This is a genomic window from Gymnodinialimonas ulvae, assembly GCF_037543845.1.
GTDB classification, from domain to species: Bacteria; Pseudomonadota; Alphaproteobacteria; order Rhodobacterales; family Rhodobacteraceae; genus Gymnodinialimonas; species Gymnodinialimonas ulvae.
Window position 1 is genome coordinate 54,497 of record NZ_JBBIFX010000001.1, and the last position, 13,307, is coordinate 67,803.

The 13,307-nt window shown below is 60.3% G+C and carries 11 protein-coding genes; 9 read left to right on the forward strand and 2 right to left on the reverse strand.

Annotated features, from left to right (window positions below):
- Nucleotides 1-436: 436 nt before the first annotated feature.
- The 7 genes from V8J83_RS00230 to V8J83_RS00260 all read left to right on the forward strand — a co-directional run bounded on the left by V8J83_RS00230 (nucleotide 437) and on the right by V8J83_RS00260 (nucleotide 7,831).
- Nucleotides 437-943, forward strand: a complete 507-nt coding sequence (locus V8J83_RS00230; RefSeq protein ID WP_339982133.1) for a paraquat-inducible protein A — start codon at nucleotides 437-439, stop codon at nucleotides 941-943.
- The gene (locus V8J83_RS00235; RefSeq protein ID WP_339982136.1) at nucleotides 931-1,554 is read left to right on the forward strand and encodes a paraquat-inducible protein A; all 624 of its coding nucleotides are present in this window, start codon (nucleotides 931-933) and stop codon (nucleotides 1,552-1,554) included. Before V8J83_RS00230 ends, V8J83_RS00235 begins: the two co-directional genes overlap by 13 nt.
- Nucleotides 1,547-3,622, forward strand: a complete 2,076-nt coding sequence (locus tag V8J83_RS00240; protein WP_339982138.1) for a PqiB family protein — start codon at nucleotides 1,547-1,549, stop codon at nucleotides 3,620-3,622. Before V8J83_RS00235 ends, V8J83_RS00240 begins: the two co-directional genes overlap by 8 nt.
- A gap of 1 nt (nucleotide 3,623) precedes the next feature.
- On the forward strand, nucleotides 3,624-4,178 hold the full coding sequence (locus tag V8J83_RS00245) for a PqiC family protein (RefSeq protein ID WP_339982140.1): 555 nt from the start codon (nucleotides 3,624-3,626) through the stop codon (nucleotides 4,176-4,178).
- A gap of 467 nt (nucleotides 4,179-4,645) precedes the next feature.
- Entirely contained in the window at nucleotides 4,646-5,647 is a 1,002-nt protein-coding gene (locus V8J83_RS00250) for a taurine ABC transporter substrate-binding protein (protein ID WP_339982142.1), read from the forward strand.
- Between the two features lie 108 nt (nucleotides 5,648-5,755).
- Complete coding sequence (locus tag V8J83_RS00255; RefSeq protein WP_339982144.1) at nucleotides 5,756-6,556, forward strand: taurine ABC transporter ATP-binding protein; 801 nt, start codon at nucleotides 5,756-5,758, stop codon at nucleotides 6,554-6,556.
- Between the two features lie 3 nt (nucleotides 6,557-6,559).
- A complete protein-coding gene (locus V8J83_RS00260; RefSeq protein WP_339982145.1) occupies nucleotides 6,560-7,831 on the forward strand; it encodes an ABC transporter permease in 1,272 nt (423 codons plus the stop codon).
- A 79-nt stretch (nucleotides 7,832-7,910) separates the two neighbouring features.
- On the opposite strand, the gene V8J83_RS00265 is transcribed toward V8J83_RS00260, so the two are convergent.
- Nucleotides 7,911-9,149: an L-rhamnose isomerase gene (locus tag V8J83_RS00265; RefSeq protein WP_339982148.1), complete on the reverse strand. Its 1,239-nt coding sequence runs from the start codon at nucleotides 9,147-9,149 to the stop codon at nucleotides 7,911-7,913.
- Between the two features lie 9 nt (nucleotides 9,150-9,158).
- Entirely contained in the window at nucleotides 9,159-11,261 is a 2,103-nt protein-coding gene (locus V8J83_RS00270) for a bifunctional rhamnulose-1-phosphate aldolase/short-chain dehydrogenase (RefSeq protein ID WP_339982150.1), read from the reverse strand.
- Between the two features lie 188 nt (nucleotides 11,262-11,449).
- On the opposite strand from V8J83_RS00270, the gene V8J83_RS00275 reads away from it, so the two are divergent.
- Together V8J83_RS00275 and rhaS are read left to right on the forward strand one after the other, a co-directional pair.
- On the forward strand, nucleotides 11,450-12,250 hold the full coding sequence (locus V8J83_RS00275) for a DeoR/GlpR family DNA-binding transcription regulator (protein WP_339982152.1): 801 nt from the start codon (nucleotides 11,450-11,452) through the stop codon (nucleotides 12,248-12,250).
- A gap of 38 nt (nucleotides 12,251-12,288) precedes the next feature.
- Complete coding sequence (gene rhaS / locus V8J83_RS00280; protein ID WP_339982154.1) at nucleotides 12,289-13,293, forward strand: rhamnose ABC transporter substrate-binding protein; 1,005 nt, start codon at nucleotides 12,289-12,291, stop codon at nucleotides 13,291-13,293.
- Nucleotides 13,294-13,307: the final 14 nt, after the last annotated feature.

Below are 13,307 nucleotides of genomic sequence, written 5' to 3' on the forward strand. Positions count from 1 at the left end.
TGATCCCGGTTCAGGCGGGCGGTTGGTCTATGCGCGACGCTGCCCGGTGCTCATTCATAAGACTTAGCATCAATGATCCTTTCTTGAACCTTTGTTTAATCAAGTCATCGTGTCGAATTGGTTACCGGCGCGGGTGGCGACGGTAGGTTTTTGTCCAGAGACAGTCCGGCGACCGTCTGTCTTGCGTTTCGCGGCTGTCGGCATTGCACCAATCACAATTCGCTTGAAAGCCGGAGGAGCCATCCGCATCTATGGTTTCAGTCTGCGAGTCGGGAGAGCGCTCGTGTTGCCTGCCGACGCGCCAATGAACCAAGCATCAACATCCTCGGAAACGATGTCGCCCGGCATCGTTGGCTGTTCCGTTTGTGATGCGATCTACCGTTTGCCGCCCAGTGTGTCCGCGCAGGCAACCCAATGCAGCAGATGCGGGCACAAGTTGACTTTCGGGAAGACCGCCGCGGTTGCGTGGTTGGTCAGCTTGTCGGCTACGAATGTCGCGCTTTTGGCGATGGTTCTGTTCTTGCCGTTCCTCGAATTGCGTGCCGGACAATTTGACAATGCGGCCTCGGTCATTGACGTGGTGCTTGGCTTCAGTTCCGGCATCATGGTGCCCCTGGCTCTGGCGGTTCTGGCCTTCATCCTGATGCTCCCGCTCAGCCGGTTCCTTCTTTTGATCTACGCGCTTGGGCCGGTGACCATTGGGCAGGACAACCTGCCGAATGCCAAGCGCGCGCTGCGGCTGGCGTTTTTCCTCAAGCCCTGGGCGATGGCTGAAATCTTCATGGTCGGGGTCGCGGTGGCGCTGGTGAAGCTGGCGGATTTGGCGACGATTGCGATCGGTCCGGCGTTTTGGATCTTCGCATTGATCGTGATCCTCAATGCCTATCAGGACACACTCATGTGTCGCCACACACTCTGGACGGCTCTGACATGCAACGGGTGACAACCGCACGCGAAACGGGCCGCGTGGTTTGCCGAAGTTGCGGGTTGGTTGCGCCGGTGGCGCAAGACAGGTGCACGCGCTGTCGTCAACGGTTGCAAAGCCGGGATGGGCTGAGCCAGCAAAAGGTTTGGGCGTGGCTGATCGTCGGCCTGATCGCCTATATTCCTGCAAACATTTATCCGATGCTGCGAACTACGCAGGGCTTTCGAACCGAGGAAAGCACGATCATCGGCGGTGTCATCGACCTGCTGGACCATGGCGCCTATGCCGTTGCGATCATTGTATTTGTGGCCAGTATCCTGATCCCGGTCGGGAAATTCATCGTCATTGCCTATCTGGCAGTTCTGACCGGGCAACGACATCGCAGCGACCCGCATCGTTTGCTGGTGCTGCACGAGATCGTGGAATTCATTGGGCGGTGGTCGATGATCGATGTCTTTGTCGTTGCGATTCTGACGGCGCTGGTGCAGTTCGACGTGCTGGCGACGATCAACCCGGGCATTGCAGCGATCTGTTTCGCGCTTTCCGTCGTGTTTACCATGCTGGCGGCGCAGAGTTTCGACTCGCGACAGATTTGGGATCGTCTGGAGGATGACGTGACACATGGCTGAGAGCGATCTGCCAGAACCCGAGATGAGCCGGCGTCCGCGACGTGGCATCTCGTTGGTGTGGCTGATGCCATTGATTGCGTTGGCGATTTCCGTCTTCGTCGTGGTGCAATCCTATCGTGCGCAAGGCCCTGTGATCGTGGTGTCCCTGCCCAACGCATCCGGCATCGAGGCCGGCGAGACGCCGCTGCGGTTCCGGGATGTCGAGGTCGGTCTTGTCGAAGACCTCGACTTTTCCGACGGGTTCCAAGCGGTCGAGGCGCATATCCGCATCGACCCGGAAATCGCTCCATTTGTTGATGCACAGGCTGAATTCTGGCTGGTGGAGCCGCAGGTTTCTGCGCGTGGGGTGACGGGACTGTCGACGGTGTTGTCGGGCGTTTTTATCGAGGGCACTTGGGACGGTGAGATCGGCGCAAACCAGACCCGGTTCGACGCGTTGGAAACCACGCCGCTGTCACAACCCGGCGAAGATGGCACCCGGATCGTGCTGCGCTCACGCGATGGCGGTCAACTCGCCGCAGGGGCGCCTGTGCTTTACAACGGGATCGAAGTCGGCCGACTCGGGGTTCCGGAATTGTCGGAAAATGGCACCACGATCACGATGGATGCGTTCATCGAGGCCCCGCATGACGCCCGTCTGTCGACAAACACGCGCTTTTGGGACATTTCTGGTATTTCCGTTGACCTGAATACCACGGGGCTGTCTGTGAACTTCGATAGCCTCGCCTCGCTGGTCGAAGGCGGTGTAGCGTTCGAAGCTTTGGTAACCGGCGGTGAGACGGTCGAGGATGGCGCGATTTTCGACGTCTACAGCAATCGTGATGACGCGCAGCGCAGCGTTTTTGAAGCCCCCGTCGATCAGGCCCTGTCTCTTGCGGTAATCCTGCCCGCCAATGATGTGCGGTTGGCACTCGGCGCAGTGGTCCGTTTCGGCGGTGTGCGTGTCGGCGAAGTCAACAGCATCATCGGCTATACCGATCCGCGCGCGGCCGAGAAAGGCGTGCAGATCCTGGTCGGATTCTCAGTGTCGCCGGTTCGTATCGGGTTGCCCGATGTGGCCACGGTCGAGAACCTGATCGCCACTTTGGCGCAGCGCGTGGAAGACGGGTTGCGCGTGCGCGTCTCGTCCGAGGGACTATTGGGCACCACGCTTGCGCTTGAGCTGTTCGAAGACGCCGACAGCCAACGCCAAACGCTTGTGACGGATCTGGTCGATGTGCCCCTGATGCCGGCTTCGGCTCCGAACATCGCGGAATCCTCCGCCGATCTTGATGCCATCGTATCGCGCATCTCGGCGCTTCCGATCGAGGATCTGATGAATTCTGCTATCGATGCGCTCGACAGCATCACCGCCTTGTCCAGTGGTGACGACATCCGTGGGTTGCCCTCGAACCTCAATGCACTGGTCAGCGAAGCGCGCGCCGTCGTGGCAGCCGAGGAGATTGGATCGACGCTGTCTGACCTCGCCAGCGCGGCAGAAGGTCTGCAGGCGTTGGTCGGCTCGATCTCGGATAGTGAGGGCGTCACCACGACCCTGTCCGCTTTGGAAAACAGCGATGTCATTATCGCCAATCTGCAAACGTTCACCGACGGCCTGCCTGCGGTTTTGACCTCCGTCGAGGACCTTGTATCCGAGCTTGACGCAGCGCCGGTGAACGCGGCTGCAACGGCGGCCGAACGGGTCCTGCAGCGGATCGAAACGATCCTGTCCGCCGAAAGCGCCGAAGCGCTGCCCGAGACACTGAACGCGTCCCTAACCGAGCTGTCGGCCATCCTTGCCACGCTGCGGGAAGGCGGGGCCGCCGAAAACCTCACGGGCACGCTTGCCTCCGCAGATGCAGCGTTCTCGGCGCTTGAAGCTGCGGCCGAACAGGTACCCGCTATCGTGACACGCCTGAATTCCCTTGTTGGGTCGGTGCAGGAATTGGCTGGCAATTACAGCGATGATTCAAGCGTTTATCGCGAATTGCGCGCTGCGATTGCTGATATTTCGCAGGCTGCCGACGCGTTCCGTTCCCTTGCGCGCGCGATTGAGCGCAACCCAAATTCCATCATAACGGGGCGATAAGATGAAAGCTGCACGGATCATGACATTCTTCGTGCTGGTCCTTGCCGGATGTGGCGGCACGCCAGGGCGGCTATCGGTTCCGGCCGCGCCATCGGAGATGCAGGTGCGGGTGTCTGTGTCGTCTGTTGTCGTAGGGGAGATTTCTCTCCCGGAATACGCCAACGCATCCGAAGTGGTCCGCGAAACCGAAGTCGGCTTGATCGAGACGGTGCCGGACCTGATTTGGGCGGACGTACCGGAAGATGCGATGACCAATGCCCTGGTGCGGCACTTGTCGCAGATCACCAATGTGCCCGTCGCCCGTGCGCCGTGGCCGCTCAGCTCGTTTCCCGATGCGGAACTGACGGTCCGGACGGAGCGTATGTTGCTGCAAGCGGATGGGCAGCTACGGTTGAGTGGGCAATACGCGATTCGTCGTGATGACGGTCCATGGGCAGAGCGGATCGGGGATTTCGACCTGAGTGTGCCGGTGCGCGGTGACGATTTGCCAGCACTTGCCGATGCCCATGCGGTTGCGTGGCGCCAACTGGCCGAACAGATCGCCGGTCAGCTCTGACACTCGGCGCAATTCTGCGAAGCGATGCGGTCTATACACATGTTTTGCCTCAATCCCGGCCGCTTTCGCCTGCGAGAACAGCACACAGGGCGCGCGCGCCGGTCATGCGGGGTGCGCTGGCCTTTTACATTGTCAGTTTTGGCATCATTGCCCGGCAGTCCATCCAAGCTCACATTGCCGAAACACGGCCAAATATGCGGTTTTTTTGGAGTTTTGGCCGCGTCACACCCTTGGCTCAGAGCAAGAGTGGCGAAATCGGGGAAGGTTCCGGGGAACTCCGGGACCAACACCCTGCAACCTGTGCGAGAAATCTATTGACGTGACCAAACATCGGCTCCTACCAATTTTGACGCGCGGAAGACTTTGCCGCGTTGTGAAGACGAACAATGAGACAGCCCGGCTCAAAGACGGGGGTCGATAATGGGTCCGCCCGGGTTCGCCCATCGGACACCAACAGGAGAGAACACATGAAAAAGACAATTGCCGCGCTGCTGGCAGGCACCGCCACTCTGGCGAGCGGTCAGGCTGCTTTGGCCGACGGCCACATCGAAGAGATCACGGTTGCCTACTTCCTCGAATGGCCAATGCCGTTCCAGTTCGCCAAGGTGGAAGGCATGTACGAAGAGGCGATGGGTGTCTCGATCAACTGGGTTGCATTCGATACCGGCGTTGCGATGTCCGCCGCCATGGCATCGGGCGACGTGCACCTGTCCGTCAGCCAGGGTCTGCCGCCGTTCATCGTCGCAACCTCTGCGGGACAGGACCTTGAGCTGCTCGACGTGGCCGTTTCCTATGCAGACAATGACAATTGTGTTGTGGCCGAAGCGCTTGAGATCGACGCATCGAACGCCGGTGATCTGGCGGGACTGACCGTCGGTGTGCCGCTTGGCACCGCAGCGCACTACGGCTTTCTGGCCCAGATGAACCACTTCGGTGTGGACGTTGCCTCCATGAACGTCGTCGACATGGCGCCGCCCGATGGCGCGGCTGCATTTGCCCAGGGCGAGCTGGACATGGTCTGCGGCTGGGGCGGTGCGTTGCGCCGCATGCTGGAGAACGGGAACGTGCTTCTGACCGGTGCTGAGAAGACAGAGCTTGGCATCCTGGTGTTCGACGTGACCTCGGCGCCTGCGTCGTTCGTCGCTGAAAACCCCGAACTGGTTGAGCAGTTCCTGGCCGTTACCGCGGAAGCCAACGCCATGTGGGCGGCTGGTGATAATCGTGACGCGATGCTGGAAGTGATCGCAAACGACGCCGGTATGGACCTCGAAGCGACCGCCGAAACCATCGATACCTTTGTCTTCCCGACTGTGGACGAGCAGCTGTCCGAAGCATGGCTTGGCGGTAATGTCGGCGAGTTCATGGACGGCGTGGCCACCGTCTTCGCGGACGCAGGCTCGATCGACGGCACGCTCGACGATTACTCCGGCCTGGTGAACACCGCGCCGTTGCAGGCCGCCGCTCAGTAAGCGGACCTGGGTTAACACTGGCCCGCTGCGATACAAGTTTCGCGGCGGGCCTTTCCATATCCGCCGGGCCGAAAGATCGGCCCCCACGCGCCGGAGAACACCCCGCCGATGTCGGACCTTCTGATCAACAACATATCCATGCGCTTCGAGTTGCCGGATGGCGGCGCTGTGCAGGCGTTGGAGGATGTCAGCCTTAACCTGAAACAGGGGGAGTTAATGTCTGTCCTCGGCCCGTCAGGCTGCGGCAAGACAACCCTTTTGAACATCGTTGCGGGCTTTTTGGCCCCGACCGACGGCACGATCGAGATCAATGGCCACGCGGTCACCGGCCCCGCACCCGAGCGCGGTATGGTGTTCCAGAAGGGTGCTTTGTTCGAGTGGATGAGCGTGCGCAAGAACGTCGATTTCGGACCCCGGATGAAAGGGATGCCCGAAAAAGAGCGCCGAGAGACGACCGATCACCTGTTGGATGCGGTCGGTCTTCAGGAATTCAAGGACAAGGCCATCTACGAGTTGTCGGGCGGTATGCAGCAGCGTGTGGCCCTGGCCCGCTGTCTGGCAAATGATCCCGACGTGATCCTTATGGACGAGCCGCTGGGTGCGCTGGACGCATTGACCCGTGAAAAGATGCAGGGGCTGGTGCTCAAGCTGTGGAAAGAGACTGGCAAGACCATCATCTTGATCACGCACTCCGTGGAAGAGGCCCTGCTTCTGGGGCAGCGGCTTGTCGTCATGGCGCCGCGTCCGGGCCGCATTCATTCGGTCTACGATCTGCCGTTTGCCGAAGCCGGTGTCGGCAAGGACCTGCGTGAAGTCAAACTTCACCCCGAGTTCAATCCGACGCGGGAAAAGATCCTCTCCCTTATCTGGGAGATGGAAGAAGAAATCATGGGCCGGAAGGAGGGCTGAGGGATGATTGTACTCGCATTCTACGTAGCGCTCTTTGTGGGCTGCTTTTTTGTTGTGAAGCTGATCCGATCGCGGATGGATGCAGCTAAAGACTTCCGCTCGCTCAAGACCGTGACCTTCGGCGACGAAAGCGCGGTCGAGCCGGATCGCATCGCATCGGTTCTGTCCATCGTGTGCCTGTTCTTCATCTGGGGCGCGTTCACCAATTCGGCCCTCGTGCCGCTGCATGTGCCTGGGCCGTATTCCGGTGATACGCAATTCGAATACACCGCCGAAACCTCTGACGGTGAAATGGCCACCGCCACCGTTTTCGTGCGTGTCTATGGACGTGACGAGGATGAAGGTGACCCACCTGAGATTGACGCAGGCGAGGGCCTGGCCCTCAATGATGCGGCTTCTGCTGCGGCCTGGGGCTCGACCTTGGTGCGGGCGCCGCGCAATGACCCCGGCGCGGAGGGTGATGACGGCTACGGCATCGTCGCCATCAACGGGCAGCCGATCGCGGCCAGCGAAACCATGCGCGTGGACAATGGGCAAGTCACCCTGACAGCGCGCGGATCACTGAACTTCACGCCCGACGCAGGGATGCAGATGCAGCCGATCTGGCTACCTGCACCCGAAGCGATCTGGTTCCGCCTGAAGGAAATCTGGACGGACGGCTATCAAAACTCGACGCTGCTGGAGCATCTCTGGGCCTCGCTTTATCGCGTGCTTGGTGGCTTCTTCTTTGGTGCATTGGTGGGGATTCCGCTTGGCTATGCCATGGGCCTGAGCGGGTGGTTCCGCGGATGGTTCGACCCAATCGTCGAATTCATGCGACCTGTCCCGCCGCTTGCTCTTATTCCGCTGGTGATCATCTGGTTCGGCATTTTCGAGACGGGCAAGATCGTGCTCCTGTTCCTCGCCGCGCTATGGATCATGACGATTGCGGCCCGGGCCGGGGTGGCCGGTGTGAACATCTCCAAGATCCATGCAGCCTATTCGCTTGGGGCGTCGAAATGGCAGATCCTGCGCCATGTGATCGTGCCAAACTCTCTGCCCGAGATCTTCACCGGCGCGCGGGTTGCGATGGGCGTCTGTTGGGGCACGGTTGTGGCCGCCGAACTTGTTGCGGCGACGCAGGGTGCGGGCATGATGATCATCGCGGCCTCGCGCTTCCAGCTGACCGATATCGTGATCCTCGGGATCATTCTGATCGGCATCATCGGTTTCGGGATCGATATCCTGATGCGTGTGGCTGAAAACTGGCTGGTGCCTTGGAAAGGCAAAAGCTGATCTGACGCGCAATGCATCGCAAGCAAACGGCCCAAGCCCCGTCAAGGCTTGGGCCGTTTTCCGTTCAGGGGTAGTCCGGTTATCCCCGGCCCGCAACACTTGCATCGTAGCGATCAAGCTCCGCCTTCAGGTGCCGGCCGGTCAACGCATCGTTGCGGGCACAGAATTCGGCCCAGACCGCCCCGTGGGGCAGATCCTTGTGCTCTTCGGTGAGGATCATCCGCGCGGTGTTGTCCATTGCAGCCTCTGCCGATTTCAGCTCGGCCTGCGGCATCAAAAGCGCGCGCAGCAGCGCCTTTTGCATGTTGCGCGTCCCAAGAACCCACGCGGCGGTGCGGCTGATCGTGGCGTCGAAAAAGTCGAGGCCGATTCGCGTGCGCTCCAGCAGGTCGCTAAAGACAAGCTCTTGCGCCATGGATTGGATATCATCGTTGAGCAGGATCACGTGATCGCTGTCCCAACGCATCGGACGCGAAACATGGAGCAGGATTTCTTCCAGTGACAGGGCCACCGCGCTCAGTTTGTCGGCGACATTTTCCGTCGGGTGGAAATGCCCCATATCGAGACACAACAACGTCCCGCGCCGGATCGCGTAGCCGAGGTAGAACTCATGGCTGCCAACGGTGCAGGCCTCCACACCGATCCCGAACAATTTGCTTTCAACCGCGTCGCGCATATGGCCCGCGTCGTGGGTTTCGGACAGCATCGTGTCAAGGGACGTCTCAAGCCGTTGTCGCGCAGCCATGCGATCCACAGGGACGTCTTTGAACCCGTCGGGCACCCAGATGTTATTGACGCAGGCGCTGCGCAATTCGGCACCCATACGCGCGGCAATCTCGCGAGAGCGGCGGCCATGTTCGATCCAGAAGTCGCGGATGCCCCGATCGGGATGGCTGAGCGTGAGGTTATCGTCGGCCTTGGCGTGCGCAAAGAAGGTCGGGTTGAAATCCAGCCCAATGCCACTGTCGCGCGCCCAATCCACCCAAGGGGCGAAATGCGAAAATTCGATCTCGTCTCGGTCCGGTGTCGTGTCAGTGTCCATATACATCGCGTGCAGGTTCAGCCGGTGTCGCCCGGGGATCTGCCCATAGGCGAAGTCCAGATCCGCGCGCAGCTCATCTGGCGTGCGGGCCCGGCCAGGGTGGTTGCCGGTGGCCTGAATGCCGCCGCCCGAGGCGCCTGTTCGGGTTTCAAACCCCACCACGTCATCGCCTTGCCAGCAATGCATGGAGATCGGGATGCCGGACAGACGGTCGATGGCAGCGTCGGTGTCGACACCCCAATCGGCAAAGGCGGCTTTGGCGGAAGCGTATGTCATACCGGCCCCCTAGCGCGTGAACGCCTGGGCATTGCCCGCGTCGACATTGATGATGTTTCCGGTCGATTTGGCCGACAGGTCGGCGGCAAAGAAATACGCCGCTTCCGCGATATCCTCGGGCAAGACCGAGCGCTTCAGCATCGAACGGTTGCGGTACATCTCTTCTAGGCCCGCTTTGTCGGTGCCATAGGTCGAGGCGCGCTGATCCAGCCATTCGCCTTGCCAGATCTTCGATCCGCGCAAGACCGCGTCGGGATTGACGACGTTCACGCGAATGCCCACCTCCGCGCCCTCAAGTGCCAGACACCGCGCGAGGTGCAACTCGCTGGCTTTGGCCGTGCAATAGGCGGCCGCATTGGGGCTGGCGGCCAACGCATTCTTGGATCCGATGAAAACGACCGATCCGCCGATCTCTTGCGCCCGGAACAGTTTGAAGGCTTCGCGGCTGACGAGAAAATACCCCGTGGAGAGAATGTCGATGTTCTTCTGCCAAAGCGCGAGCGAAGTCTCCTCCACCGGCGCCGAGGAGGCGATCCCGGCGTTCGACACAAGAATGTCGATGCCACCATATTCCACGGACGCCGCGTGCATTGCCGCCGTGACAGCCGCCTCATCGGTGACGTTCATCGCAACCTTGCGCACGACATCGTCAGAGAATTGGTCGCTCAACACGTCGGACGCGCTGCCGAGCGCGTCTTCGTCGATATCGGCGAGAACCACGCAGGCCCCCTCGGCCAGATAGCGCGCCGCGGTGGCCATGCCGATCCCGCCCGCGCCGCCGGTCACCAGGGCCACGCGACCCGCAAGGGATTTCGGCTTGGGCATGCGTTGCAGCTTGGCCTCTTCCAGAAGCCAATATTCGATGTCGAAGGCTTCCTGCTCGGGCAGGCCTTGATATTCGCTGACGGCCGAGGCGCCGCGCATCACGTTAATGGCGTTGACGTAGAACTCGCCCGATATCCGGGCCGTGGCCTTGTCCTTGGCAAAGGTGATCATGCCGACCCCGGGTACCAGATACACGACCGCATTGGGGTCGCGGATGGCGGGACTATCGTCATGTTTGCACCGCTCGTAATAGGCGGCGTAATCGTCGCGATAGGCGGCGACCTGATCGGGCAGGGCGGCGAGAACCGCCTCGACATCCGGTGAGGCGGGGTCAAACGCCACGACGAGCGGACGGATTTTCGTGCGCAGGAAGTGGTCTGGGCAGGACGTTCCAAGTGCTGCCAGCGCCTCCATATTCGCCGAATTGACGAACTCCAGAACCGTATCGCTGTCTTCGAAATGGCCGACCATGTGCTGTTGGCCGGATACCATGCCGCGGATCGCGGGCATCAGGCGTGCGGCGATCGCGCGGCGGTCATCGGCGGGAAGGCTGCTGTGGACGGCACCACCGAATGCAGGCTGGCCGGCGGTCTTGTCGGCGAACCAATCCATGGCGCGCTGGATCACGTCGAGGGTCAACTCATAGCAAGCCTGCGCGTCGTCATCCCATGTAAACAGGCCGTGGCTTTCCAGAACCACACCCTTGGCATCGGGGTTTTCGACACAGAATTTCTCAAGCCACAGACCCAATTCATAGCCCGGCTTTTTCCAAGGCAGCCACCCGATTTCGTCACCGAAGATCTCTGCCGTCAGGGCCTTTGAATCCTTGGCGGCCGCGATGGCGATGATGGCATCGGGGTGCATGTGATCGACATGCGCGCGCGGCACGTAGGCGTGCAATGGCGTGTCGATGGAGGCCGCTCGGGCGTTCAGGTTGAAGGTGCAATGGGGCAGGTAGCCGACCATCTCATCCTCGAAGTCGACCCCGCGATAGATGCCTTTGAGCGCGCGCAGCTTTTCCATGTAGAGCGTCGCGAAGCCATCTATCTTGATCGAGCCAACATCGCCGCCCGATCCCTTGACCCACAACACGTCTACAGGCTTGCCGGTCAGCGGATCGGTTTCCGTCACCTTTGCAGAGGTGTTGCCGCCCCCGTAATTGGTTATGCGCTTGTCTGACCCCAGCAAATTCGAGCGATAAAGCAGCTTTTCCGGCTCCGACATGGTCGCGGCCTTGGCCGTATCCCACTTGTTCAAAAGGCGTGATTTTTCGGCGGTTTCCAACATGCGACCTCCCCGTTGGGCGTGTTCGCCCTGCATATGGTTCCCGCGTAAGTTGCGAATGAACTCTCCGAAAGTCAATCAAAAACAATCACAATCAATCATGCTGCGGTGCAGAATGATTGAATTTGACATTTAATGATTGACACATGTGCGAAATACAATTCACGATTGAGGAAAGCTGGGAGGATTCGATGCACGAGAAAGAACGCCACAACGTGATACTCAGCGCCGTGCAGGAACGGCCTGTTGTCACCGTGGCCGACATCTGTGCGATGACCGAAGCCTCCGAAGCCACGGTGCGCCGCGACATCAACACGTTGCACACGGAAAAACGCCTGCGCCGGGTGCGTGGGGGGGCAGAAGCGATTAAGCCGCCGCAATTCGTCGGGCTGGCTGGCCGCACGTTTGCAGTCAACGAAGCGCTGCGCAGTGCCGAGAAACACGCTATTGCCCGCGCGGCGGTCGATCTGTGCGAAGAGGGTGACGCGATCATCATCAACGGCGGCACGACCACATTTCAGATGGTCCATCCGCTGGCCACGCGCCGCATGCAGATCTTTACCAATTCGTTTCCGATTGCCGAGCACCTTCTCAAGCATTCCAAGAACACGATCATGCTTTCGGGGGGCGCGATTTACCGTGAGCAAAACATCATCCTGTCGCCCTTCGACAATGACGTGACGCGCAATTTCTGTGCACGCCGCATGTTCATGGGTGCGCAGGGTCTTGGGCCGCTCGGGTTGATGGAGGCCGACCCGCTGCTGATCCAGGCCGAAACCAAGTTGATCGGGCAGGCCGACGAACTCGTCGTGTTGGCCGACAGTTCAAAATTTGAAAACCGGTCGAGCCTGGTTTTGTGCCCGCTTGAACGGATCGATGTCGTCATCACCGACGATGGCATATCCGACCGCGCTGCGGCGATGCTGGAGGCGGCGGATATAAACGTACTCGTGGCGGGTGTAACAGCCCCCGCGCAGACCGGATCGGGCTGAAGCCTGGATCTATTGTTTGTCAAAAGGGAGGAACAAACATGAGCCTTACACGTAGAATTTTCGGAGGAACGGCACTTGCCGCCATGATGATGGCCGGTGGCGCGGCTTATGCGGACGGACACGAGCCGGTTCGCATCGCGCTTGTCGTCAAGGCGCTTGGCATCGGCTTCTTCGAGGCGGCCAATGAGGGCGCGATGGAAGCGGCCGATGAGCTTGGCAATGTCGAGATCATCTACACCGGCCCGACCTCGACCACGGCGGAAGGCCAGATCGAAGTCATCAACTCGCTGATCGCCCAGGGCGTGGATGCCATTGCCGTTTCGGCCAATGATCCCGACGCGCTGGTGCCGGTTCTGCAACGTGCCATGCAGCGCGGGATCACAGTAATCTCGTTCGACAGTGGCGTCGCGGAAGAAGGGCGGATGATGCACCTCGCACCGTCCTCCGACGCGTTGATCGGCCGCACGATCATCCAGCTTGCAGCAGATCATCTGCCCGATGGCGGACAGGTTGCCCTTTTGTCGGCAACGGCCACATCGACGAACCAGAACACATGGATCGCCGAGATGAACGCGGTGATGGGCGACTATCCCAACATCGAAGTGGTCGCGACTGTTTATGGCGATGATCTTGCGGACCGGTCTTATCGTGAAGCGGTTGGTCTGATGCAGACCTATCCCGATCTGGACGCCATCATCGCGCCGACCTCGGTCGGTATTGTTGCGGCGGCGCAGGCTGTGGTCGACCAGGATATGGTTGGTCAGGTCAACGTTACGGGTCTTGGCCTGCCGTCCGAGATGGCCGGTGCCATCGAAAGCGGCGCCTCGCAGAGCTTTGCGATCTGGAACCCGATCGATCTGGGCTATGCGGCGGCCATGCTTTCGTACAATATCGCAACCGGCGAAGCGACGGCGGAACCTGGTGCCAGCATCGGCATGGGACGCATGGGCGAGGTCGAGCTTGACGACACCACAACCGGTGCCATGGCCAATCCGTTCACCTACGACGCCTCCAACATCGAGCAGTTCCGCGAAATCTTCTGATCGCTGGGTCTCTC